This is a genomic window from Larkinella humicola (assembly GCF_008727875.1).
Taxonomy (GTDB): domain Bacteria; phylum Bacteroidota; class Bacteroidia; order Cytophagales; family Spirosomataceae; genus Larkinella; species Larkinella humicola.
This window is the reverse complement of sequence record NZ_VTWS01000001.1, coordinates 1,075,016-1,099,410: the sequence shown is the minus strand read 5'-3', so window position 1 is coordinate 1,099,410 and position 24,395 is coordinate 1,075,016. Positions and strand designations below refer to the sequence as shown.

Annotated in this window: 19 protein-coding genes; 10 read left to right on the top strand and 9 right to left on the bottom strand. The window is 52.0% G+C overall.

Annotation, left to right across the window (positions count from 1 at the left end; all coding sequences use genetic code 11):
• Window positions 1–65: 65 nt before the first annotated feature.
• Complete coding sequence (locus F0P93_RS04680; protein WP_150875123.1) at window positions 66–1,622, top strand: DUF5723 family protein; 1,557 nt, start codon at window positions 66–68, stop codon at window positions 1,620–1,622.
• A 4-nt stretch (window positions 1,623–1,626) separates the two neighbouring features.
• Here F0P93_RS04680 and F0P93_RS04675 read toward each other — a convergent pair whose 3' ends face one another.
• Window positions 1,627–3,192, bottom strand: coding sequence for a hypothetical protein (locus tag F0P93_RS04675; protein ID WP_150875122.1), 1,566 nt, complete (start codon window positions 3,190–3,192; stop codon window positions 1,627–1,629).
• A gap of 326 nt (window positions 3,193–3,518) precedes the next feature.
• On the opposite strand from F0P93_RS04675, the gene F0P93_RS31695 reads away from it, so the two are divergent.
• On the top strand, window positions 3,519–3,857 hold the full coding sequence (locus F0P93_RS31695) for a Uma2 family endonuclease (protein ID WP_225309374.1): 339 nt from the start codon (window positions 3,519–3,521) through the stop codon (window positions 3,855–3,857).
• Window positions 3,858–3,920: 63 nt separating this feature from the next.
• Here F0P93_RS31695 and hslU read toward each other — a convergent pair whose 3' ends face one another.
• Together hslU and porQ are read right to left on the bottom strand one after the other, a co-directional pair.
• Window positions 3,921–5,318 (bottom strand): ATP-dependent protease ATPase subunit HslU, encoded by a 1,398-nt coding sequence (gene hslU / locus F0P93_RS04665; protein WP_150875121.1) that lies wholly within the window; start codon window positions 5,316–5,318, stop codon window positions 3,921–3,923.
• Between the two features lie 139 nt (window positions 5,319–5,457).
• Window positions 5,458–6,495, bottom strand: a complete 1,038-nt coding sequence (gene porQ / locus F0P93_RS04660; protein ID WP_150875120.1) for a type IX secretion system protein PorQ — start codon at window positions 6,493–6,495, stop codon at window positions 5,458–5,460.
• A 537-nt stretch (window positions 6,496–7,032) separates the two neighbouring features.
• On the opposite strand from porQ, the gene F0P93_RS04655 reads away from it, so the two are divergent.
• Window positions 7,033–7,881: an NHL repeat-containing protein gene (locus F0P93_RS04655; protein ID WP_150875119.1), complete on the top strand. Its 849-nt coding sequence runs from the start codon at window positions 7,033–7,035 to the stop codon at window positions 7,879–7,881.
• Window positions 7,882–8,090: 209 nt separating this feature from the next.
• Here the strand turns inward: F0P93_RS04655 and F0P93_RS04650 are convergent, their stop codons facing one another.
• The 3 genes from F0P93_RS04650 to F0P93_RS04640 are packed head-to-tail and all read right to left on the bottom strand — an operon-like array spanning window position 8,091 to window position 10,143.
• Window positions 8,091–8,825: a hypothetical protein gene (locus F0P93_RS04650; RefSeq protein WP_150875118.1), complete on the bottom strand. Its 735-nt coding sequence runs from the start codon at window positions 8,823–8,825 to the stop codon at window positions 8,091–8,093.
• Window positions 8,825–9,583 (bottom strand): LVIVD repeat-containing protein, encoded by a 759-nt coding sequence (locus tag F0P93_RS04645; RefSeq protein WP_150875117.1) that lies wholly within the window; start codon window positions 9,581–9,583, stop codon window positions 8,825–8,827. The genes F0P93_RS04650 and F0P93_RS04645 overlap by 1 nt, the downstream gene beginning before the upstream one ends.
• Before the next feature lie 11 nt (window positions 9,584–9,594).
• Window positions 9,595–10,143 (bottom strand): LVIVD repeat-containing protein, encoded by a 549-nt coding sequence (locus F0P93_RS04640; RefSeq protein WP_150875116.1) that lies wholly within the window; start codon window positions 10,141–10,143, stop codon window positions 9,595–9,597.
• Window positions 10,144–10,245: 102 nt separating this feature from the next.
• Here F0P93_RS04640 and F0P93_RS04635 point away from each other — a divergent pair, with 102 nt between their 5' ends.
• Window positions 10,246–11,802 (top strand): acyl-CoA carboxylase subunit beta, encoded by a 1,557-nt coding sequence (locus F0P93_RS04635; protein ID WP_150875115.1) that lies wholly within the window; start codon window positions 10,246–10,248, stop codon window positions 11,800–11,802.
• 13 nt (window positions 11,803–11,815) lie between these two features.
• Window positions 11,816–11,989, top strand: a complete 174-nt coding sequence (locus F0P93_RS31990; protein WP_225309373.1) for an AAA family ATPase — start codon at window positions 11,816–11,818, stop codon at window positions 11,987–11,989.
• A 130-nt stretch (window positions 11,990–12,119) separates the two neighbouring features.
• On the opposite strand, the gene F0P93_RS04625 is transcribed toward F0P93_RS31990, so the two are convergent.
• The gene (locus F0P93_RS04625) at window positions 12,120–13,031 is read right to left on the bottom strand and encodes a sugar phosphate isomerase/epimerase family protein (RefSeq protein ID WP_150875114.1); all 912 of its coding nucleotides are present in this window, start codon (window positions 13,029–13,031) and stop codon (window positions 12,120–12,122) included.
• Between the two features lie 316 nt (window positions 13,032–13,347).
• On the opposite strand from F0P93_RS04625, the gene F0P93_RS04620 reads away from it, so the two are divergent.
• From F0P93_RS04620 to F0P93_RS04610, 3 genes are all read left to right on the top strand, one after another.
• The gene (locus F0P93_RS04620; protein WP_225309372.1) at window positions 13,348–13,953 is read left to right on the top strand and encodes an RNA polymerase sigma-70 factor; all 606 of its coding nucleotides are present in this window, start codon (window positions 13,348–13,350) and stop codon (window positions 13,951–13,953) included.
• 105 nt (window positions 13,954–14,058) lie between these two features.
• On the top strand, window positions 14,059–15,171 hold the full coding sequence (locus tag F0P93_RS04615; protein WP_150875113.1) for a FecR family protein: 1,113 nt from the start codon (window positions 14,059–14,061) through the stop codon (window positions 15,169–15,171).
• 71 nt (window positions 15,172–15,242) lie between these two features.
• Window positions 15,243–17,219 carry an STN and carboxypeptidase regulatory-like domain-containing protein gene (locus F0P93_RS04610; RefSeq protein ID WP_150875112.1) on the top strand — a complete coding sequence of 659 codons (1,977 nt, stop codon included), beginning with the start codon at window positions 15,243–15,245 and terminating at the stop codon, window positions 17,217–17,219.
• Window positions 17,220–17,222: 3 nt separating this feature from the next.
• Here F0P93_RS04610 and F0P93_RS04605 read toward each other — a convergent pair whose 3' ends face one another.
• Together F0P93_RS04605 and F0P93_RS04600 are read right to left on the bottom strand one after the other, a co-directional pair.
• The gene (locus tag F0P93_RS04605; RefSeq protein WP_150875111.1) at window positions 17,223–17,951 is read right to left on the bottom strand and encodes a LytR/AlgR family response regulator transcription factor; all 729 of its coding nucleotides are present in this window, start codon (window positions 17,949–17,951) and stop codon (window positions 17,223–17,225) included.
• A 47-nt stretch (window positions 17,952–17,998) separates the two neighbouring features.
• Window positions 17,999–19,132 (bottom strand): sensor histidine kinase, encoded by a 1,134-nt coding sequence (locus tag F0P93_RS04600; protein ID WP_150875110.1) that lies wholly within the window; start codon window positions 19,130–19,132, stop codon window positions 17,999–18,001.
• Between the two features lie 306 nt (window positions 19,133–19,438).
• On the opposite strand from F0P93_RS04600, the gene F0P93_RS04595 reads away from it, so the two are divergent.
• Both F0P93_RS04595 and F0P93_RS04590 read left to right on the top strand, forming a co-directional pair.
• Window positions 19,439–21,907: a TonB-dependent receptor domain-containing protein gene (locus F0P93_RS04595; protein ID WP_150875109.1), complete on the top strand. Its 2,469-nt coding sequence runs from the start codon at window positions 19,439–19,441 to the stop codon at window positions 21,905–21,907.
• Window positions 21,908–22,021: 114 nt separating this feature from the next.
• Window positions 22,022–24,373: a TonB-dependent receptor gene (locus tag F0P93_RS04590; protein WP_150875108.1), complete on the top strand. Its 2,352-nt coding sequence runs from the start codon at window positions 22,022–22,024 to the stop codon at window positions 24,371–24,373.
• The last annotated feature ends 22 nt before the right edge of the window (window positions 24,374–24,395 follow it).

Sequence of the window (24,395 nt, the reverse complement as noted above, 5' to 3'; positions counted from 1 at the left end):
ACATCCTGTATCTTTAAAGGCTCAACAACGCATAAAAAGTTTGAATCATGTCTATTACTAGTTGAATGAGAGAGAGATACGGTCGACTACTCGCAACGTTGGCAATTCTGGGAATTTCGGTTCCGGGCAGTAGCCAATACCTGATGGGAATAGCCAACAGCAATTACGGCGGAACCCAATCCATCTATCGCCATCCGTCGGAGGCTGCCGATTCCCGATACCGGTTTTACCTGAATCTGGCCTCCGTCGATCTGTATGCTTCCACAAACCAGGTGCGCTGGGTAGCCCCTTTTTCGGTGGTGGGCTACGTAACCGGGCAAATTCCGACTCAGTACCGGAGTGAACGCGGGAAGAGCCTGGGCCGAACCGGATACCTCAAAGAGCAGTTGAATGGCCGCGATAAACGGTTGTCGGTTGGGGGCGAAATTCGGGGGCCATCGGCGCTCATCACCCTGAACGACCGGTTTGGCATTGCCCTGTCGACGCGGGCCAGAACGGCCGTCACCTACCGGAACACCTCGGAGGCCACTGCCCGGCTGATGTTATACGGTACGCAGATTGTGGAGCTTCAGCGGGTACTAAACGAAAACCAGCACGGCATGGCCAACATCAACGGCTATGGCGAACTGGCCGCTACGTTCGGAGCGGTTATTTTCGACAACGACGACCAGTTTCTGAAAGCGGGGGTGACCGTCAAACGGGAAGTAGGATTTTACAATGCCCACGTTCGGGTCGACGACGGTACGCACCAGATTGTTCGGGATCCCAATCTTTCCGGTTTTCAGGCCCTGCGCATCCGCAAGTTCGATGGCGTCTATGGCTACACCAGCGAGCTTGCCTTTCAGCGGGCGGGTTTTTCGCCAGGCTGGCTTTTCGGGAAACAATCCGCCGGTGGGGGCTGGGGTTTCGACCTCGGAATGACCTACGAATACCGTCCTAACTTCCGCCGGTATACGTACCGGGAAAAGGGGGAAATCCGTCGGGATCCGACCAAAAATAAATACCTCTACCGCATCTCGGCTTCCCTGGTCGACCTGGGGGGCATCCGGTTTAAAAACCCGGAAATGGTCAATCTGTACCAGGTGTCGGTAACCAACAAACTGATCACCAATACCACGTTCCAGGGCATCAAATCGCCCGATGCCATCAACGAGCGGATTGTGAATACGCTGATGCTTCCGCTGATGGAAAAGACGACCTCATACCGCTCCGGATTGCCAACTGCCCTGAATGTCAGTGCCGATTATCAGGTGAAAAACAACCTCTACGTCGGTCTTTTGTGGACGCAGAGTCTGGTGCCCTCCAACGCCGTCGCGCTCATCACGCCGTCGATGGTTGCCGTGGTTCCGCGCTGGGAGAGCCGCTGGGCCGAGGTGTCAATGCCGGTGGCTTTGCAGGACAATTATTCGATGCCCACGATTGGTCTGGCGCTGCGGGCGGGCCCCGTATTTGCCGGCACCGATCACCTGGGCGGACTGGCCAACATCGGCAACCCGCGGGGAGCGAATTTTTATGCCGGGGCCACCATTCCGCTCTTTCGCCGGGGACCCAAAAATCCGACCGATTGTTACTTTCCCCCGCAGGAGGGGGGCTACTGGAAACGCTTCGGCAGAAAGCGCTAACCCGTTACTTTCGGAGCAAATAGCGGTAAAAAAACGACTCCCGTTTGCCGACATACTGAAGGGCATAATCAGTGTCGGCATCGATGGCTTCGTGCGGTTTCATCCGGCTCATATCGGCTTCCCCGAAATTGGTAGTAGCGTTAGCCATTGAACGGTTGATGGGTTGCGGAACGTGAATCGACCAGACTTTGTAAGCCAGAACCCGCAGCGGCACATACAGCCCGATCATGACCCAGGTCGCCAAGACCCAACCGGCCACGGTTCGTTTTGACGACCGGTACCAGTGCATGAATCCGTTGGCAAGACCCAGGTAGTAAACGAATTGCGCCGGAATCATCGTGCGGTTTTGGAAGTCGTTCCAGCGACCCATGTAGATTAGACTGAGTAGTTGAATGGTGAGGACGGCTGTGAAAGCCACTTTTACCCAAACCGTGTTTTCGTTCGTTTGCCGGTTATACCTGCGGAACAGGAAGATGCCCACCCAGTATTGTAATCCCCAGAACAAAACGTACAAAAGCACATCGGCGGGTTGGTCGAAAGCTTCGACCAGAAAACCGGCGTATGGGATCGGCTCATGGGCCTGGTAAAAGAAGCCAAGAAGCACGCCCATTGCCAGACAATTGCCCAGAAAAACCGGTTGCCACCAGGCCGAAATCGTAAACACGTTGCGTTGCGTAAACAGCAGCCACACACCCAGACCAATGCTAACAAATGGCGACCACAACAGAGTGGCCGCAACGACAAAAGCCAGCGCGACGGGCGAGGCATTCCGGCGTTGCCAATAAACGATCAGACCCACGGCAATCCAGCCGCCGAGGGCATGTTGCGGAACCGCCTGTAGCTGCATGACGAGGGGAGCGGGGTCGAGACTCTGCGCCCAGTTGTGGTTGCTGAACGCCAGCCGGGGTGTTTCGTAGCGGGTGTAGCCCGGAATCTGGTTGGTAAAAACAGCAGTGAGCCAGCGGGCAGCATCCCAGTTAAAATCAATGAATAACGACCAGACCAGCCGAAAAGCCACCTCGACGCCGGACAGAAACGGCAATCCCACGGCAATCCAGGTCCTGAACGGTTTGCTCAACCGGGCCGCCCAGCTAAACGCCAGGAGTACGCCCAGCCAGCCCCACAGGAAAGAAATCCATTCCGCCGATTGAAACGACAGATGAGCGAATTTGGCAATCGCTGCGGTGGGCAGGTAATAGGCGAGGTAGTAACACAAAAACGGATCGTGGAGACGCGGATTCTGGTACAAAACCGGCCACGGGCGGGTGATGAGGTCGTGGAAAAGCAGATTGTGTTTGTCGTAATCGCCATACTGCGGCACGAAGGCTCCGATACCGCTCACCAACGTCCACAACAAGGCACCCACTGCCAGAATCAGCCACTCGGTTCGGGAAAAAGGTGCCGGTGCTTCGGCTGGAGGAACCGGTTGGCGGACAAATTGCCATACGCCTAGTGCAAGCAGAACCGATAAGGGAAGGGCGATCAGGGGAATAATCCAGAAGAGTAAAAACAGGCAAACCGGAATATAGAGATAACCGAGTGAAACAAGCGTTAATCGATCGGTTTTCATCGCGGAAGCTGGGCCTGTGGAAAGATGGGTGTGATGTTGTATGAACAAAAGTAAAAAAGGCCGGGCGGATTTTTGGCGTTTTGATTACATTGGCTCAAATGAAAATCGCCATGCAACAAACTACGGCTCCGGCATTTCCTCAGACATTCGATGAATTCCTGACGTGGGAACCCGTCGATGGGTATAAATATGAATGGAAAGAGGGGGAAATGATCCGATTCTCTGGTTTATCGAAAACACAATATTTTGTATACAATGTCCTGAATAAACTTTTTTAAGAAAGAGATTATTACAAAACCGGAATTCTCATCACAATACCTGACGTCATGCTTACTGCTCTCCAAATGCGTCGGCCTGATATTGCTTATTTTACAAAAGAACAAATACAACGCGGTCGGCAAGGCGAAGATGTAATCCCGGCTTTTGTCGTCGAGGTGCTGTCTGAAACAGACCAGGCGTATCGAATTGAAGAAAAAATTGCCGAATACTTCAAAGCAGGTGTGCAGGTGGTCTGGAACATCTTTCCGGAATCTGAGGTCGTCTACGTCTACACATCCCGCAAAGACGTCCCCATTTGCCTGGAAAGTGATGTCTATTCAGCCGCCCCGGTATTACCCGATTTTTCGATCCGTGTGAATGAATTGTTTGCTCTCACCCCGGCGTAAACGGGAAAACCGCCATCCCCACGAGTTGTACTGAGAATGGCGGTTTGTATAACGCTGTCGAACTTACAAAATAAACTGGCTCAAATCCCGGTTTTTCACCAGCTCGTTCAGTTTATCCGAAACCATTTCTTTCGTAATGACTACTTTAGAACCGGCGCCAATGACGTCCGGAATGTCGAACATGAAATCGTTCAGCAAATGGCTCATGACGGTTTGGAGACGGCGGGCACCGATGTTTTCGACTTCGGAATTGACCTGAAACGCGATCCGGGCAATTTCGCGCAGCGAATCTTCGTCGAAGGTCAGCTCGACCTGCTCCGATTCCATCATGGCGACGTATTGCTTCGTCAACGCATTTTTCGGAGCCTTCAGAATCTGGAAAAAATCATCCTCCGACAAACTTTGCAACTCCACCCGAATCGGGAAACGCCCCTGTAACTCCGGAATCAGGTCCGACGGTTTTGAAACGTGAAATGCCCCGGCGGCCACGAATAGGATGTGGTCGGTGTTGATGCTGCCGTATTTGGTATTGACGGTTGTTCCTTCCACAATCGGCAGCATGTCGCGCTGTACGCCCTCGCGGCTCACGTCCGGTCCGCCCGAACCGCTGCCCCGGCTGGTGGCAATTTTGTCGATTTCGTCGATGAAAATGATCCCGGTATTTTCGGCTTTGCGGATGGCTTCGTCCTTCACTTCGTCCATGTCGATGAGCTTGGCGGCTTCTTCCTCCAGCATGATTTTCTTGGCTTCGGCAATGGTTACCTTGCGTTTTTTGCCGCGCCGGGGCATCATGCCCCCAATCATTTCCTGGATGTTCATCATCGACAGTTCATCCACCGTACCGCCGATCATGCCGATGTTGGGGGCCGCATTTTGCTGTACGTCGATCTCGATTTTCCGCTCGTCCATCTCACCTTTGCGGATTTTTTCGCGGAACCGTTCACGCGTCCGCTCGTTCAGTTCAGCGTCCGTGTCGGGAACGTCATTTTTATCACTCGGCTCGTCCAGCATAAAACCGGACGGTTGTTTGATGGGCGGAATCAGAATGTCGAGGATCATGTCTTCGACAATTTGCAGCGCACGGGTTTTCACCTGTTCTTTTTTGGCGGCTTTCACCATGCTGACCGACTGCTCGACCAGGTCGCGCACCATGCTCTCGACATCGCGGCCCACGTAACCCACTTCGGTAAATTTCGAGGCTTCAACTTTGGTAAACGGCGCATCGGCAATTTTGGCCAGCCGACGGGCAATCTCGGTTTTGCCAACGCCCGTGGCCCCAATCATCAGGATATTATTGGGTGTAATTTCCTGCTGCATTTCGGGCGTGCTGTTCATGCGTCGCCAGCGGTTGCGGAGGGCAATGGAAACATACCGTTTCGCATCGTGCTGACCAATGATGTATTGATCCAGTTCCGCAACAATCTGCCGGGGGGTTAAATCTTTCAGTTCCTGTGTCGTCATTCGTAAGGTAGTTGCATGATGCAGAGGGCATGGGGTACGGGGTAAAGGATGTCGATTGTTCATTGCCCTTTGCCCGGTATCCCATGCCCTCTGTTCTTGCAAAGAAACGTAGGAAACTGCAATTTGTACCGGGATTTGGTCATTTTTTTGCCATTATTCGATTTAAGTTAATCGAAAACGACAAATGGCTGCTACCACCCACCGTCGGCGTTGCCAGGGCGCGGGCATAGGTCAACTGAAACCCTTTGGCCTGAACCGCAATGCCGAACGACAACCCGGCGGCTCCCGAACCCGTCGCCAACTTCGCTTCCTGCCGGCGCATATGACTGTAGCCCGCCAGCAGGTTGACATTCCGGTGGATCAGAAACTCCAGCCCCACGGCCAGATGCCGCAGGATTTTTTCGGGCAGGGCGGTTTTCTGCTGAACCGGATTGCCGTTCAGATCATAGGTTACATTCAGGGCCGGGTCGTTGTAAACGATGTCGAACTGGTGGAGATGGTGGGCCGTCAAGGTTGCGCGAATGGGCAAATGCTCCGGTTTTACCGTCACACCGGCTTGTAAATCGAACGGTAAATCCGGCGATTGTCCGGGGAAGTAATTTTTTAGTCGAAAACCGGCATTTTTAGCCACGACCCCAAAAATGAGTTCTTTTTTGGGGTGACGCCACGTTCCACCCACGTCGAACAAAACCGCAAACGCCGAGTAGGTTTCGATGGATGAACCAACGGCTTTGAGCGTTGCGCCGAGGGTGAAATTGCCTTCCGTCCGGGCGTGGGTCAGGCTCAGGGCGTAATCACTGGACGTGAAGGTTCCGGTTGGGTTGCCCAGCAAATCCGACTGGTCGAACGTGCCATAGGTTAAATACTGCAAACCGGCCGCCCACTGGCCTGTGGTTTTGATGGGTAAACCGTATTGCAGTGTGATAAACCGGGTGTCGGCGAAATAGGGGACAAAAGTCATGGCCAGTTGGTTGCGACCCGACGAATCGAGCAAAGCCGGATTTTGAAGTAAAAACAGAACCCCCGGTTGGGTATTCGATGCCGCCAGCCCGCCCAGTGCGGCCACGCGGGCGTGGGTCGGAACGTTTAGAAAAGCGAAACCAGCCTGCCCGCCCGGTGGCTGGGCTACGATAATGCTAGGAATCAGAAAGAAAAAAATCAGGAGAAGCGATTTCAAAGGCTGTTCTTTAGTTCACGAACCGTTTACACGTCGGGTTGCTAAAATACAATTCTTACGGGATCGAGCCAAATCGCCTGGTTTCCCGTATCGACGGCCCGGTCTCATTGATTTAAACCAAATGACGGCCGAATTACTGGTTTGGCTCAATAGCCCACTGCTTTAGCTGTGGGTAAAGTGAGATGCAACCCCTGCTACCAGAACCGTTTTAACGGTTTCATGGTCTGGCAAAACCGTTAAAACGGTTTCGTAATGACTCGGTTTTATTTCACTTTACCCACAGCTAAAGCAGTGGGCTGATAAACATTTATTTCAGCGGTTACTTTAATTAACGCAAGAAGGTGGGAACGTTGTTACGGGACTTTTAGAGTCCGGATTCAACTGCGTACAAGTCCGGTATCGGACCTTTGGGCGGGCCGTCGATAGGGGAACAGGGCAAAAAAAGAGAATAATTGACCGAAATTATTTACATTGGCCGGGTATAGCAAGTCAAGCTGAACAGCCGGTTTTTCATTTCTTATTGTAACCTTGTCTCGTATGAAAAAAATAGTCGTCATCGCACTGATTGGTCTCGTATTCCGTACCGCGTCGTCCGTTCAGGCGCAAAAAATCGAACTGACACCCGTCTGGGAAACGGATACGACGCTGCGGACTCCCGAGAGCGTTTTCTTCGAACCCGGCAAAAAAGTATTGTATGTCGCCTGTATCAATGGCGGTCCGTCATTGGAAAACAAAGGCAGCTACATTGCCAAGGTGGGCCTGGATGGCAAGGTGATGCAGATGAAATTTACCGAAAACCTGAATTCTACCAAAGGCATGGGCGTTTTGGGGAATAAACTGTATGTAACCGAAATGACCCAGGTTGTGGAAATCGCGCTGGCAACCGGCAAAATTCTCAACCGCTACCCCGTCGAAGGTGCCAAATTTCTCAATGATATTGCCGTCGATGCCAAAAAGGGAGTGGTCTACATCACGGATTCGGGCAACGGCAAAGTGTGGGCCTTGACCGGGGGAAAAACCAGTCTGGTTCTGGAAGGGGCTCCGCTCAAAGGCACCAACGGTCTTCTCGTGGAAAATGGTCAGGTGCTGATCGGCAATGGTGACGGTTCTTTGCTGAGCATGAATCCAACAACGAAGGAACTGAGCACGATCGCCAAAGTATCGGGTGGTATCGATGGCATTGTGGCTTTGGGAAACAAGCAGTATATCGTCACCGAGTGGGGTGGAAAGATTTGGCACGTTCAGGCAGATGGATCGACCGAGCTGAAGTTGGACACGTCAAAAGAGAAAATCAACTCGGCTGACATTGGGTATAATCCAGCTACCAAAACGCTGTTTGTTCCTACGTTTTTTCACAATACAGTAAAAGCATATTCGCTTAAATAGACCTTACAAGCACAAGCTGTTTTGAGTTAACCGGGGAGAGAGAGCCCTGGAAGGGCAGTCTGTCTATAGTCCACAGCCGATATCAACTCGTAGTAGCTCCGGAGGAACGGCCTGAAGATATCTTCAGGCCGTTCCTCCGGAGCTACCACTACTAATCCATGCTATTGCCTATTGACAGGACAGGTCTCCGACCTTAATTCAAACACTTCTTAAAAAACATACCCCAATTTTATACCCATCGTCGCACTTGGGAACAGGCCGCCCCGGCGGGTATTCCAGGTTCTGAACGTGTTGGGTGTAATGACATCGTCGTTGGCTGAATTCGAGAAACGGTAGGGACTGAGCTTCCGGAAGCCTAGACCGACAAAAAAATCCAGCAACAGGCGGTTGTCGCCCGGCATGGTGAGCACATGCTGGCGCCCAAACTTGCCGTGAACGCCCCAAACTGTTCGGTACATCGGGAATGTGCCGCGTTCGAAAAAGGCGCAGGTGCCATCGACGCACTCCCGGCCGACGGATGTGTTTTCCAGAACCGTCCGTTGTTTGAAAAGCGTTTCGATTGCAAAATACCGTCCGATGGGCGGAGTGGCGAAATGCGGTCGGCGGTAGCCCCGATACCGCCCGGAATACCGTCGCCACTCGGCCCGGCCGCGCCAGACTTCAAAATTCTTGAAGTCGCTATGAAGCCCCGGATACAGGTTGATGCCCTGCCAGCCGTAGCCAAACTCCGCCTGAACGGTGTGTCGCCCGCTAAAAAGCCGCTCGGCACCGACCTGAATGGTATTGTCGGGATCGAACAACGCCAGCGGAGCAAATTTGACCACCCAGCGAGGAGGGTGATTCAGAACCGGCGTGAGCGTATCGGGCAATAGCAACGACTGAGCCAAAGCGTTCAGCGGAAGCCAGAACAACCCGAAGAGAGCAGACAAAAAAAGGTATTTCATCAGTTCTCGACCGGTAATATACTGAGCAGCGTCAGTTGTTGAGACGCATCGTACCGGTATTGGAAAATGCCGTCTTTTCCGGTGACGAGCAGCACCGAGCGGTTCGGAATCACATCGTAGGAACGAATATCCTCAAAGGTTTTGATCAGTTTCAACTTCACCGGATCGCTGGCGTCGAAGACTTTCAAACCGGCATCGCCTTCGCAAACGAACAGCAGATTGCCGTCAATGCCCAGACCGTGCGGATTCGTCATCGAAATTGAATTGACCTGCACGGGGTTTGCCGGATTCGTAATGTCGACCACCTCCAGCCGGTTCGGGCCGGTGTTGCAGGATGTTCCGCTGCGGAGGGTGACGTAGGCGTAATTACCCTGCGCCACCACCGGGTCGCAACTGAAAATGTGGCGGTACAGGGCGGTTTGCTGCGGTTTCGCCGGATTTTCCAGGTTCATGATGTACATCCCGGTTTGCGTTCCGATAAACAGGTGGTTTTTGTACGGAAAAATCGTTTCGACGCCAAAACCGAGCGATACCTTGTTCAAACTGTTGGGGTCGGCACTTTTTTGCACATCGTAGACCTGCAAACTGTGTTGATTGACGACGTACAGGAAATTTCCCGCAACGGCAAACCGGGCCATTGAGCCGCCCGTCCCGCTGCCGCCGTTAGGATTGACGGAAGCAGCGTCTTTACTCCCCATTTCGGAACAACCCGCCAGAGCGGTCAGTCCGATCAGTATAAAAAGTAGATGATTTTTCATGATGCAGGATCTTAGCGGTAGCATTTCGGATCGGTGAGCTGGGCGGTTTCCCAACGAACGACCACGCCCTTTTCAGGATTGGCGCATTCAAACTGCACCCCGCGTTGTTGTGGATAGGAAGGATAGGGGTAGGCGTCTTTTATTCGCTTTAAAACCGTTACCTTCCGGGGATCGGTGATGTCGAGGGCCACCAGATCGACGGCGTTGTCGACGTAGAGCACATTTTCTTTCACGGCCATGTCGACGTTGGCGGGAACCGAAACGAAGGCCAGCTTTTTGGGAGTAGCCGGATCGCTGTTGTCGACAATGTGAATTCCTTTTCCCGGTTCGTTGATGAATAAATACGCGCCTTTGACGTAAATTTTGCCGGGATTTTTCAGCGGTTGGGGACCCAGCGTCTGGATGGTGCGGATTTCTTCGTACGTGGCATACACCGGGCGGAGGGCCTGGAACGTTCGGTCGGGGTCGCTTTCACGGTTGATTTCGCAGCCAAAAACCGCCAGCAGCAGCAGCGGGCTCAGCAATTGGCGAAGGCGGAGAGGAGGGAAGAGGTGTTTCATGGGAAGGTGCAGTTTTTGCAACAAGGATTCAAATTCGTATAAAAACGTTGGATTCCGTAATAAAAATTATTTTTGTCGCTATACATTCAATTAAGCCCTTGCATGGACGCAGAAATTAAGTCAGCCAAAACCGAAATTCTTGACCATAAAAATGCCGAAGCCGAACTGGGCGGAGGTCAGAAGCGCATCGACGCCCAACATAAAAAAGGGAAACTCACCGCCCGCGAGCGCATTGCCCTGTTGGTCGACGAAGGGTCGTTCGAAGAAATCGGCAAGTTCGTCATGCACCGCACCCGCGACTTCGGACTCGACAAGGAACACTACCTCGGCGACGGCGTAGTGACGGGTTACGGGACCATTCACGGGCGACTGACCTACGTTTTTGCGCAGGATTTCACGGTTTTCGGGGGCGCTCTGTCCGAAACCCACGCCGAAAAGATTTGCAAGATTATGGATCTGGCCATGAAAAACGGCGCGCCGGTGGTTGGTTTGAATGATTCGGGGGGTGCCCGGATTCAGGAGGGCGTGTTGTCGCTGGCCGGGTATGCCGATATTTTTTACCGCAACACGCTGGCTTCCGGCGTCGTTCCGCAAATTTCGGCGGTGATGGGGCCGTGCGCAGGCGGGGCGGTGTATTCCCCGGCCATCACGGATTTCATTCTGATGGTTGAAAACACGTCCTACATGTTCGTGACGGGGCCGAACGTGGTGAAAACCGTGACCCACGAAACCGTGACGGCGGAGGAACTGGGTGGAGCCAGCACCCACAGCACCAAATCCGGGGTTACGCATTTTGCCTGCGCCAACGAACTGGAGTGTATTCAATACATCAAAAAGCTGTTGAGTTACGTTCCGCAAAACTGTGAGGACGACCCGATTCGGCTGCCGTATGAACCGGCGGACGAAAACCGCCCGAAACTGAACGCGATCATTCCCGAAAACCCGAATCAGCCGTACGACATGCGCGAGGTGATCGAGGAAATTGTGGATGCCGGCAGTTTTTTTGAAGTGCACAAAGCGTTTGCCGAAAACATCGTCGTCGGGTTTGCCCGGCTGGCGGGGCGTAGCATTGGCGTCGTTGGCAACCAACCGGCCATTCTGGCGGGGGTTCTGGACATCGACGCCAGCACCAAAGCCGCCCGGTTTGTTCGGTTTTGCGATAGCTTCAACATTCCGCTGCTGGTGCTCGAAGACGTCCCCGGTTTTTTGCCCGGCACCGACCAGGAGTGGAACGCTATCATTACGAACGGCGCGAAACTGCTCTATGCCTTCTGCGAAGCGACGGTTCCACGCGTGACAGTCATTACCCGCAAAGCCTACGGCGGGGCCTACGACGTGATGAATTCCAAGCACATCGGGGCCGACATGAACTACGCCTGGCCGACTGCCGAGATTGCCGTCATGGGCGCCAGCGGGGCCGCCGAGATCATTTTCAAACGTGAAATTGCCGAAGCCGCCGACCCGCAGGCCCGCTTGCAGGAAAAGGTGCTGGATTATACCAACAAGTTCGCCAATCCGTATCGGGCGGCACACCGGGGCTACATCGACGAGGTAATTTACCCCGAGCAAACCCGACAGAAACTGATCCGCTCGTTTCAGATGCTGGAGAACAAAGTGGCGACCCTGCCGAAGAAAAAACACGGGAATATTCCGTTGTAAATCGAATAGCGAAATGGAAAAGCAGCATTTAACCTACTTCAGGATTGAGAATTTCAAACGGTTCGATTCGTTTGAAATGTCCAATCTGGGGCAATTCAATTTGATTGTTGGGGATAATAACGTGGGGAAGACGTCGGTTTTGGAAGCGTTGACGTTTGATGCAAATGATATCTTAAACATGCCATAATCTTTAATAATTCTTTTTCTTTTAGAGGGACTTTTGAACTTGCTCCAACCAATCCTGTCTTAAAACCCCTGAAAGACTTTTTAGAGCCGTTTTTTGCCACTGCTCTTTAAAAAACGTCTCCGGCTTTCAATCAGAAATACGCCTTCATCGCTTTGGGATAGTGCGGGATGGCCTGCTCCGGTTCGGCAATGTCGGGATGCCAGAGTTTTTCCCATTCAAAGCTGTAGTAACCCTCGTATTTGCCGGCTTTCAAGGAGTCGAAGGCTTCCCGAAGAGGAGCCTCACCCTGGCCCAGCAGCACGTACTGGTGCTTCCCGTTGGCTATCCGGGCGTCTTTGACGTGGACATGCCGGATGTACGGTTTTAATTTCCGGTACACTTCCGCGGGCGCTTCATGGGCGTCGGCCCACATGTTGAAAATATCCCAGATCAGGCCCACTTTCGGGTGTCTGGCGGCTTCCAGAATCTGAATGAGCAGATCGCTCCGGGTCAGTTCGCCGTGTGATTCGAGCAGCACCGTTACGGAACTGTTTTTTGCGAAATCGCCCAACGTCAGCAACCCCTCGCTGATCAGCTGAAGCGTGGCTTCCCGGCTTTGGTCCGGCGGAAGCTGATCAGGGAAAACGCGGACATACGGGCAGCCGAGTTGTTGCGCCAGATCGATAAACCGCCGGGCTTCATCCAGGTTTTTGGCCCGTTTGGTGGCGTCAGCATGGTGCAGTTGAGCCGACGATCCCAGATTGCAAATCCGGATGCCCTGGTCTGCAAACCGGGTGCGGGTCTCTTTGGCTTGAGCTGCTGTATTGAAAGACGGACTTTTGGTTAGATCCAGTTCGCCCGCCAGACCCCGGAATTCAACGGCTTGGTAACCGGCCGTTACGGCCGTTTTCAGAATGTGGTCGAGGTTCCAGTTGGGACAACCCAGGGTCGAAAAGGCGAGAAGCGGTTTTTTCGAATCGAAACCGGCTAAGGTTCCCAGCAAGGCCGTTGCCAATCCGGCAGCGGTGGTTTTGAGTGCAGAACGGCGCGTCAGTGCGGTCATGATGAAGAACAGGAAGCGTTAAGGCATTCGTCCCGTCAGGATGGATTACCCGAATGCAGTTGAGTACCTATAAGCAGGTTTAAGAACGATCTTTACTCATTACCTGACGACTCCGTGTCCCGTGTTTGTATTTCCATCTTTCCGTAAAATCCGGAATTGGATGGGAAGATTTCACGAAACAGAACGATCCTGACGGCCTGTACCGATCAATTTCATACCGTTTAGAAAAAAAATATACCATTCATGGGGGGAATCTACCATTTGGGTGTCATGTCGGTAGTTGCAGTAGATACGGGTTCAAAAAAGAGTAGTAGATTTGCCACCAAAAAACGGACGCAACTACGTGCAACTGACTGATCAGGAATTAATTCATGCGATACGACTGGGCGACGAACCCGCGTTTGAGGCCGTGTTCCGGCACCATTACGCACCGTTGTGCCAGTATGCCCGCACGTTCCTGCACGATTGGGATGATGCCGAAGAAGCGGTGCAGGCGGTTTTTCTGGCAGTTTGGGAAAAACGCGACACCCTGGAAATTACGGTTTCGCTGAAGTCGTATTTGTATCGTTCGGTACACAACCGCTGCCTGAACCGCATCCGGCACCTGTCCGTGCAATCGGAACACCGCGAGCAGGCAGCATATGAGGTCGAGATGTACCAGTCGTCGGCGGAAGCACCCATGCAGTCGTTAATTGCCGACGAGTTGTCGGATCGTTTGCAGGTGGCCATCCAGCGGTTGCCGGAACAATGCCGGCTGATTTTTTCGATGAGCCGGTTTGAAGAGATGAAGTACCAGGAGATTGCCGACCAACTCGGGCTTTCCATCAAAACCGTGGAAAACCAGATCGGGAAAGCCCTGCGCATTTTACGAACCGAACTGGCGGATTATCTGCCGCTTTTAATGGTACTTTTTTTAAATTAAGCAGGTAGAGGAGAGTCAAGAGAATATAGACTAAAAAAACGGTTAATTCACTGAAAATCATTTTATCTCTAATCTCATGTCTTGAGTCTTTACTCCAAAAAATAAATGCCTGATCAACCCGAAAACCGAATCGACGACGACCTGCTGGGGAAATTCCTGGCCGGGGAGACCGATGCTGCCGAGTCGGAACGGGTTCAGCGCTGGCTGGATCAGGACAACTCCGAACGTCAGGAATTCGACCGCTTCGAACGGATTTGGGATACGGCCGGGAAACTGAGCCAGAAAGCCCAACCGCCGTCGATTCCGGTCAATACCGATGCGGCCTGGCAGAAAATGCGGGGCAAAATGCGGTCTTCGTCTGAAACGGAGGATAAACGCACCCCCACAAAACCGGTCGAAGCCCCGCCGGAACCCGTCATAAAACCGCTGCCCGTTACCCCAATTCGGAGCAACCGGACCCGTAGCTGGTGGCAATCGCCGGTGTGGGCCGTGGCCGCAACGGTGGTTTTGTTGTCGGGATTGCTGTGGTTTTTCACGAAAGAAACCGAAACCGTTCCGGTGGCGCAGGTGGCTGCCGTGACCGCCGATCAGAAAATTGAGAAAATTCTGCCCGATGGCAGCCGGGTTTTGTTGAACCGCGACAGCAAACTGACGTATCCCGAGTCGTTTGCCGGCGATAGCCGCGAGGTTGAACTAACTGGTGAGGCTTTTTTTGATGTCAAACCCGACCCCACCAAACCCTTCCGGATTCAGGTTCGCAACACCACCGTTCAGGTGTTGGGGACGTCGTTCAGCATCCGGGCCTATACAGCGGACGTGCGGGTGGCGGTTCGTACCGGAAAAGTGAAATTTTCGACCAAAGCGAAAGAGGTTACGCTGGTCAAAGATGAACAGGCGGTTTTCGACGCGAAGAAAGACACGCTCATCAAAGCACTCCGGTTCGACGCCAATGCGATGGCCTTCAAAACCGGGCGGCTGGTATTTGACAGAGAACCCCTGAGCAAAATTGTGGAGACGCTCAACGAGGTGTATCATGCTGATATTCATCTGGCAGACGAACGGTTAGGGCGTTGTGAATTTACGTCTACCCTGGCTTTCGAAAATGAAAAACTGGAGAAGGTCCTGTCTATTACGGCGGAAGCGATGGATTTACTCATTAAGCGGGATGGCAACCGCATCACCTTAGAGGGTAAAGCGGGCTACGAGTGCCAGGAATGAGTCAAAGAATGCTTGCCTGTGTAGGGGTAACGACTTTTTAGGGTGTCTTCAACCCAAACGTACCATTGACGATGTACCCAATCCGTATCTTCTTCCTGCTGATTTTTTGTAGTTTACTGCATAAAACCGTTGCCCAGTCGACTCCGCCCCTCGAACGTGTTGTTTCAGTCGATTTTACCAACGAGCGAATCGATAATGCCCTGAAAGTCATCAGTACCAAAGGTCAATTTTCCTTTGCCTACAATGCCGCCCTCATCAATCCCAACAGCACGCTGAGTCTGCGGACCACCAACTCCGTCCGGGCTTTGCTGAACCAGATTTTTCGGGGAACCATCACCTACAAATCACGCGGGAACCACATCATTCTGCAAAAAGCGGAGCCGCCCGCCGAAGCACCCAAAAGTTTCATTCTGGACGGGTATATCACCGACCGCCAAACCGGGCAGCGGGTCAGTCAGGTCAGTATTTACGAAAAAACCACGCTGGCGTCCACCGTTTCGAATCCGTATGGCTATTACCGCATCAAACTGTCGACCGAAATTCCATCGGTGCGGCTGGAGGTTCGCCGGAAATATTATTTCTCCGAAACCGTCTCCATCAACGCCCGGCAAACGCACAAACTCGACATTGGGATGACGCCCCTGCCTTCGCAAACGGCTTTGCAACCCATGACCGTCCGGACGTCGATCGACACCACGCGCCCGACGCCCATTATAGCGCAACCGGTTGCCGTGACCATTCCGGTCGATTCGACGCCCGCGCCCCGCACCAGCACGCCCGGCCCCACCATCTGGGATCGCAGCAAGTCGGTGCTGGAAGAAACCACAAACGATTTTGCCGACTGGTTTAAATCGACCCGACAGGCCGTTCACGACGCCAACCTGGCGGGTGACACCATTCACCGCGACATTCAGTTTTCGCTTTTCCCGTTTGTGGGCACCAACCACACGCTCAGTGGACGGGTCATTAACCAGTACTCATTGAACCTGGTGGCCGGGTATTCGCTGGGTGTTACCGCCCTGGAAGTGGGCGGATTTATGAACCTGGTTCGGGGCGATGTCGGTGGGGTTCAGGTCGCTGGTTTTGCCAATGTCGTGGGCGAAAACCTCAGTGGGGTGCAGGCGGCCGGTTTCTTCAACGGGGTACGGGGCGATGTATTGGGCATTCAGGCGGCCGGTTTTGGCAATACCGTGATCGGAAACATGCAGGGTATTCAGGCGGCCGGTTTTTACAACATGACGATGGGCAAAATGTCCGAAAGCATTCAGGCGGCCGGTTTTGGTAACATCGTTGTCGACGACATGAGTGGTTTTCAACTGGCGGGCTTCACCAACATTGCTGCCCGCTCGATGACCGGTTTTCAGTTGGCGGGGTACGGAAACATAACCGGCGGTAACATGACAGGTTTTCAGTTGGCGGGCTTCACCAACATCGCCGTGGGCGAGCTATCGGGCTGGCAGCTTAGTGGTTTTCTGAACTACGCGACAAAGGTGGTTCGGGGTCACCAGATTGCGTTGGTCAACATTGCCGGTTCGTCGGAAACGACACCTTTTGGTCTCTTCAGTTACGTTCACCGGAACGGCTACCGGCGGCTGGAGATTTCGACGGACGAGGTGATGACCACCAATTTGACTTTCAAAACCGGCGTTCAGCGGTTCTACAACATCTTCACCGGCGGCTCGAATCTGGGCATGACTGGAAAACCGCTCTGGAGCCTGGGCTATGGCCTGGGAACGGCGGTGGACTTGAAGCGGGGCTGGATGCTGAATTTTGACCTGACCGGAAACGTACTGAGTGCAGACGACCAGTTCAATTGGGGCGAGTGGAACACGCTGGTTCGCCTGAACATGGGAATCGAGAAAAAACTGACCCGGGGCATTGCGCTCGCCGTTGGGCCTTCCGTCAATTTATACCTGAGTGACTACACCCGCGCCAAACCGGCCACACGCTTCGATGTGCCGCTCTTCAACAATTCCAGCAACCTGGTTAATACGTTTTCGACGGGCTGGGTCGGTTTTCAGGCGGCTTTGCGGTTTTGCAACCGGTAACGTCTATTTTATCCAGAGCTTCGTTTTCACAACCTGTTGAATAATCTGCTCCCGGTAATTTCGGCTGATGGGAATGCGGTGTGATTGAATGACAATCTCATTCCCATCGATGGCTTCAATTTTATCGATGGAAACAATGTAGGATTTATGGACCCGAATAAATGATTTCGAGTCTAAATTCTGCTCCAGATTTTTGAGGTAGAGCAGCGTTACATACTTTCCTTTCCGGGTATAGATCGTGACGTAATTTTGCATGCCCTGAATATACAGAATGTCATTAAACTGGATTTTTTCGTATTTGTTCTCGCATTTAATGAAGAAATAATCCGCGTTTGGATCGGCTTTTTGATGGTCGGCATACGCCGGTTTTGTGATGAGCTGAAAGTATTCCTTGGCCTTGTTAGCGGCTTTAAAAAACCGGTCGAAGGTGATGGGTTTCAGTAAATAGTCCAGCACATTCAACTGAAAGCTTTCCAGGGCGTAGCTCGGAAAGGCCGTCGTAATGATGACAATCGGCGGATTTTGTACGATTTTTAGAAAATCAATCCCGTTCATTTTCGGCATTTGAATATCCAGAAAAAGCAGATCGATCCGGTGTTCGTCCAGCAGTTTGATCAGCTCAACGGGATTTTGGCAGGTCTGAACCAGATTTAAAAAATCGATCTCCCGCACATAACTGGCAATGCCTTCCCGGGCCAACGGTTCATCATCAATAATCACGCAATTCATCATGGGATGCGGTTTTTATAAATTCATTCTGATCACCACCTTTCGCGGGCCTAGGCCGCCGTTTCCAGAGCGTGACGAATTTCCAGTTCAGACAACGTGAGCTGAAGTTGCACATCGAACCGGCTGTCCCGGTTCAGAATGGACAGAACGTAGCGGTCCGGGTAAATCAAATCCAGTCTTCGTTGCACGTTTTTAATGCCAATACCGCCGAAGTTCAGCACGTCGCTGGCGCTACTGGGTGAAGTGCTGTTCGAAACCGCGAAACAAAGGTTGCGCTGATCCAGCCGGAGATCGATCCGAATCCAGTTGGGTTGATCGGTCAGTTTCGAAACGTGCTTAAACGCATTTTCTACAAAATTCATCAGAACGAACGGGGCAATTTCCAGCGGTTCGTGGTCCTGGAAATCCATCTGAAAAATGACCTCGATGTTGTTGTTCTGGCGGAGTTTTTCCAGTTCGATAAAATTCTCCAAATACGTGATTTCTTTGGTCAGTGGTATTTTCTGGTCATTGCATTCGTACAGTTGATGCCGCAATAATTCCGAAAATTTAGCCAGCGAATCCGATGCCATATCCGGATTTTTATGAATCAGGAAAAAGATGGAATTGATGGTATTAAACAGGAAATGCGGATTGAACTGGTATTTTAAAAATTTCAGTTCTGTCTCCAGTTTTTCCTTTTCGAGCAGTTGTTGCCGTTGCCGGGTTTCCACCCAGTTTTTGGTCAATTTTATACTCATCGCCAGCGTCATACTCGCCACGGTCGATGAAAACGCATTGTTCAGAAACTTGTAAAAACAGTCCGCTTCGGAGCCGCCCCCGTACAGTTCATTCAGCGTTTTTTCGGACCAGTAAGCACTTAAATAATATCCGGGAATGATGCATAAAGAGGCAACGACTATGGTCAGCAACAGGAATGTCATATACGCCAGAAGACGGTTTTTCTCCAGGTATTTCGGGATCAGAAAATAGAGGTTGAAATAGGCTGCCAGTGCCTGAAAAATGAAATAAAATAGAAACTTGATGGAAAAAGGCGTAAAAAATAGACTGGTAGCGGCTTTATACGGATTGCCCACAGCAATGGCCCACCAGAGATAGTTATAGAGAAACCAGAACGGGATGTGGTAGAGTTTGTAGGCGAAAAACCAGTGCCGGTTTGATCTGCCGAGTGCCAGTGCGTTCATTTCAGAAATGATTAACCCATACCCAAAATACCCAATTCCCGGCGAATTTTGTCAATTTCGATACGAAACGTATGAACTAATTGACAAAGGGGTGGCGTAGCTATATGAAAGGCATTCCGCTTCACTTTTGGAGCCTTTCCATTCATTTTGCCCGGAATGCTGTCGTTCGTCAATCTGATTCTACGGGTTGTCAACCGGTTTTCTGAATGGTTTCTGCAACGGCTTTCTTGTCGGTCGATTAAAGTGGTGACCCGGTTTATCCGCTGGTGCCGCGAAAATCGATCACCCTGAAAACAGCAGCTACCGATGATGCGATTTTTTTTCTCCTTCCTGTTCACCGGTTGCCTGGTGGCCAACGGTTTTGGTCAACTGGTCGGCCAATTCACAACCGCAGCGGGGCAACCCATTCCGTTTGCCAGCATTCTCCTCTTAAATCTGGTCGATTCCACCCTGGTCAAAGGTTCGTTGACGGACGAACAGGGCGTGTTTCGAATGGAAAACAGCACGCCCGGAACTTACCTCCTGCGGTTTACGAGCGTGGGATACCAAACCTGGCATTCGCCGGTTTTTGAACTGACAGCTTCACCATTGGGCAAAGATTTTGGAACCCTAATGATGCGGGAAGATACCCGGCAACTGGGTGAAGTGGTGGTTCGGGCGGAAAAACCGCTGTTTGAACAACAGGTTGCGGGCACCATCGTCAACGTGGAAAGTAGCCTGATGAGCAAGGGGAGTTCGGTTTTGGGGGTTTTGGAGCGGTCGCCCGGCGTGGTGATCGATTACCAGAACAACAGCCTGACGCTGAACGGGAAAAGCGGGGTGATGGTGATGCTGAACGGAAAACTAATGCGACTCCCATTGGCGCAGGTGGTCGCGTTGCTGAATGGGATGAATGCCAACGAGATTTCAACAATCGAGTTATTGACCACGCCCCCGTCGCGGTATGACGCGGAAGGAAGCGCCGGTTTAATCAATATTGTCACGAAGAAAAATAAGAATCAGGGCACGAACGGTTCCGTCTCCGGAACGGGCGGCTATGGCTGGGGTGAGAAAGGAAGTGGCAGCGTTTCGCTTTCTCATACTACCGGAAAACTGGATCTGTACGGCTCGTATTTATTTTCCCACGATCGGACGTATACGGACCTGTTTATTCTGAGTTCGCAGAACATGCCGGTGTTCGGTGGGCGACTCGATGTCGTGGCCTGGGATACCACAACGGCGGTGCAAAATAACCACACGGCCACTGTGGGAATCGATTATAAAATCAACCCAAAAACCGGTGTCGGGGGGAGTATTAATTTCAACCGGAATACCACGTCTTCCACCCGCTATGCCGGAGCTACCTACACGATTTTGCCCGATTCTCTTCTGCTTTATGAGGGGAAAGTACAGGGGGATAATCGCTGGAAAAACCTGAGTTCTACCGTGTATCTGGAACGGGAATTACGACCGGGTGAGAAGTTTACGGCTGATCTGGATTATTTGTATTTTAAAAACGATAATCCTGCTACGGTGTACAGTTTATTTCAAAACCGGGATAGAACCCCAGTCGGTTCGGAAACCAATCTATTTGCACCCCGTCAGCAAAGCTTCGCCCACACAACCTTGCAGGTGGGCGTTTTTAAAGTCGATTATTCCAAACCAATAGCCCCGAAACTAAAAATTGAAACCGGTTTGAAAGCGACGTATTCCGGCGGTTCCAGCGTTTCTGGCATTGAGAGCCAGGTTGACGGGGTATGGATCGGTCGGTCTGAAACCGTCACTACGATCCGCATGAAGGAGCGAATCGGGGCGGCATATGCTTCGGTCAATGCCCAACTCAATGCCTCGATTCAATTGGCGGCTGGGGTTCGGTACGAGCATTCACAGACGCGAATGGATGACCCCAATACCAGCGAAAATACGATCAATCGGCGGTTAGGCGCCTGGTTTCCTACGGTGTCGTTTTCCAAAAAGGTCAATCCGAACGCGGAATGGCAGCTTTCGTATACCAAACGGATCAGCCGACCCTCGTACAATGATCTGGCCTCCTACGTGTTGTATAGCGACCCTACGGCGGTTTACACCGGAAACCCAGCTTTAAAACCGACGATTACCAGCAACCTGAAACTCGGGTACACGTTCCGGAATTACTCGTTTTCCCTGCTTTTCAGCCGCGACAAGTACCCCATTGCCCGGTATCAAATCACCGAGCGGGAAGCCCGAAATTTGCTGTATGTTTCTCCACAAAACCTGGCGTGGCAGAATAACCTGACGTTTCAAACCAACCTTCCCTGGAAGCTCAACAACTGGTGGACGATGAATGCTGGTTTTGTCGGCGGTTTGCGGCAATTTCGCGTCGAACATACGCGAATACCGGTCGAAAAATCGTATTTCGGGTATTCAGTCAATTTCAGTCAGACGTTTAAACTACCGGGTCGGTTTTCGGCTGAACTATCCGGCTGGTACAACTCAACTGCGTATAATGGATCGATAAAAGTAACCGGATTTGGTGCTTTAAATGCGGGCGTTAAAAAGGAGCTAAAAAACGATGCCGGCAGCCTTCAATTATCGATTTCCGATATATTAAGAACCCTTCAAATCAATCCTTATTATGGAACGCTAACGCAGGAAGCCTTCTCAATTAAAAACCATGTTCAGGTCAATACCGAATCGACTCAATTTCCTATCATAAAGCTTACGTATTCCCGGTCGTTTGGTAATATACATTCGAATAAAAAGAGCCAGCGGAAGGCCGGATCGATGGATGAACGGGAGCGGGTTCGGAAAGAATAAGGATTGAATGGAGAAAGAAATGCGGTTTCAGGTGAAATAAAAAAAAACAGCAACTGAATAGGGGTTGTGGACAAGGTAACTGTCATGACGGCATACCTACAACAACAACTACTCATGCACGTTCGTACCTCACTACTCGTCTTTATTTTGGGTGTTATCCTGCAAAACGCCAACGCACAAACTTACACACAAACCATTCGGGGAACCGTTGTCGACCAAAGCCTGCAAACCGCCCTGCCCGGCGCAACGGTTCTTATTTTAAACTCCAACCCACTCAAAGGCATCACCACCGACGCCGATGGATCGTTTCGGTTGTCGCAAATCCCGGTGGGGCGACACAGTTTGAAAATCACCAGCCTGGGCTATAAAGAACTGATTTTGTCGAACATCGTGGTCGATGCCGGGAAAGAACTGGTGCTCAATGTGGCCCTCGAAGAGGCCATTATGACGGTGAATGAAGTGACGGTTCGGCCGCAAATTGAGAAAGACAAACCGCTGAATGAGATGGCCGCCGTGAGTGCCCGGACGTTCTCGATGGAGGAAACCCAGAAGTTTGCGGCCGCCGTCAACGACCCGGCCCGGATGGCGACGGCCTACGCCGGGGTGGTCAGTGCCGATGATGGCAGCAACCTGATCGTGATTCGCGGCAACGCGCCAACGGGTTTGCTCTGGCGTATGGAAGGCGTCGAAATTCCGAACCCGAACCACTTTGCCAACCTGGGGTCAGCCGGGGGCGGTATTTCCATCCTGAGCGCCCAGCTTTTGACCAATTCGGACTTCATGACGGGCGCTTTCCCGGCCGAATACGGCAATGCACTCTCCGGCGTGTTCGATTTGCGACTGCGAAAAGGCAATAATGCCAAACGCGAACACACCATTCAGGCGGGTGTTCTGGGGCTCGATGTAGCGAGTGAAGGGCCGTTTTCCAAAAACTACAAAGGGTCGTACCTCTTCAATTACCGGTATTCGACCCTGGGCTTGCTGTCAAAAATAGGCGTCAACATTGGCGGAGCGGCCAATGTTTTTCAGGATTTATCCTTCAATATATATCTTCCAGCTGTAAAAGCGGGCACCTTTACGGCTTTCGGCTTTGGGGGGCTGAGCAATAGCGACCAGGATGCCGTGAAGGATTCGACGCAGTGGAAAAATGATTATGAACGTCACAACGACCATTTTTTTGCCAAAACCGGTGCCGTGGGTGCCACGCACTCGATCAGCCTCAGCAAAAAAGCCTTTCTGAAAACCGTTGCGCTTTTCTCGGGCTACCAAACCGGTTACGAAAATGAATCGCTGGAAACCGGGTATGTGCCGCTGCTGCAAATGCGCGAAGCCTACCGTATTCGGAAACAGATCGCGTCTTCAACCCTGACCTATAAATTCAATGCTCAACATACCTTGCGCGCCGGTGTGACGGGCTCGGTTCTGGGTTTCAATCTGGAGCGAAAGGAACGGCTGGAGGGGCATAACGCGCTCACCACGCAAATTCAGACGAACGACCAGACGGCTACGGTGCAGGCCTATGGACAATGGAATTACCGCTTGACCGAAAAACTCACGTTCAATGCCGGACTGCATTACCTGCGGTTGATGCTGAACCATACCGACGCCCTGGAGCCCCGCGGATCGGTGCGCTGGGCGTTTGTGCCGGGCCATTCGTTGAGTCTGGGCTACGGGCTACACAGTCAGATTCAGAATCTGGCGACCTATTTTGCGGCCCAACCGACGGAAAATAATGCCCCGACCAACCGGAATCTGGGCTTTACGCGCTCGCACCATCTGGTGCTGGCCTATGACTGGCTGCTCAACGACCACCTCCGCGTGAAAGCCGAATCGTATTACCAGTCGTTGTTCAACATTCCGATCAGTGCAGACAAGCAGAACGCTTTTTCGATGGTGAACAGCCTGGACGGCCTGACTACTGACCGGCTTGTGAACAAAGGCATAGGCAAAAATTACGGTCTAGAATTGACGCTGGAGCAGTTTTTACACAACAATGTTTATTTTCTGCTGTCGTCTTCGCTCTATGATTCGCGCTATCAGGGTTCGGATGGCGTCTGGCGCGACACCCGGTTTAATGGAAAATACGCCTTTAGTTTTCAGGGCGGGAAAGAGTGGGTGCTGGGCGAATCGGGCCGGAATGTGTTGGGGCTGAATCTCAAACTGACCTATTATGGTGGCTATCGCACCACGCTTATTGACATGGCCGAATCAATCCGGCGACAGGAGACGGTTTATGTTGACAGTCAGTCCTATACCCGAAAACTGCCCAATTATTTTCGAACTGATGTTCGGCTAAGCTGGAAGCGAAACCGCCCGCATTCGACCCGCACACTGTCGCTGGATCTTCAGAATGCGACCAACCGGCAGAACATTTTCGGGCAGTATTTCGAACCCCGGACCGGCCAGATCAAAACCAGTTACATGACGCCCCTGATTCCGGTTTTGAGTTACCGGGTGGCGTTTTAAAAAATACCGCTTCAAAAAACGG